At 72.7% G+C, this 813-nt stretch carries 1 protein-coding gene and 1 pseudogene; both read right to left on the bottom strand.

Annotated elements, in window-relative coordinates:
- Nucleotides 1-275 (bottom strand): annotated as a pseudogene (locus FUT87_RS04915) (hypothetical protein); the annotation flags it as partial.
- A 99-nt stretch (nucleotides 276-374) separates the two neighbouring features.
- Nucleotides 375-813, bottom strand: a 439-nt coding sequence (locus tag FUT87_RS04910; RefSeq protein WP_147240256.1) for a sigma-70 family RNA polymerase sigma factor, incomplete at its 5' end; no start/stop codon positions are given.

The raw sequence follows: 813 nt of genomic DNA, 5'->3' as shown, positions 1-813 counted from the left end.
ACCACCACGTCCGCGCCGGCCACGGCCTCGATCGCGTCCATCGCGTCGATCCGCGCGAACGCCTGCGCCAGCGCGTCGTCGCGCATCGGCGCGGCCGCTTCCTCCTCGATCAGCGCCCCGCCGACCGCCCGCAGCATCGCCACCCGCTCGCGGCAGGCGGCGCACAGCTCCAGATGGATTTCCGTCACCAGCCGGATGCCCGTGGGCAGCGTGCCCGCGGCCAGCGACAGCAACAGCTCGTCGGCGGGGTGATGGTGGATGTCGGGCGGGCGCATGGTCGGGCGGTCAGAAGGGGAAGGGCGGTGATTGGTGATGGCTGGCGTGATGGGAACGGTGTGGCGTGATTGATGGGGCGAGGCGATCGCGCGGGCGGCTCAGGGATCCAGCAGCCGGCGCAGGTGCGCCACCGCCAGCCGGATGCGCGATTTCACCGTGCCCAGCGGCAATCCCAGTTCCGAGGCGATCCGCGCATGCGGTTCGTCCTCGTAGAAGGACAGCCGCAGCACCTGCGCCTGCTCCGGCGGCAGGCGCGAGAGCGCCTCCCGGATCCGCTGGCCCTGGCGCGAGGCGTCGGCGTGGTCGGCCACGTCGGGCTGGTCGGCCTGGAGGCGGTCGAACTCGAAACACTCGTCGCCGGCGCCGTCCAGCAGGTGGCGCCGCGCGGCATCGATGCGCAGGCGGCGCCCGATGGTGAAGATCCAGGTCGACACCGCCGCCTGCGCCGGATCGAACATCGCCGCCTTGCGCCACACCGTCACCAGCGTGTCCTGCGCCAGTTCCTCGGCGGCGGCGTCGCTGCTGCCGGTGCGCATC

The sequence above is a fragment of the Mitsuaria sp. TWR114 genome (genome assembly GCF_007997345.1).
The sequence above is the reverse complement of the archived record's forward strand: the minus strand, read 5'-3'. Positions and strand labels throughout refer to the sequence as shown.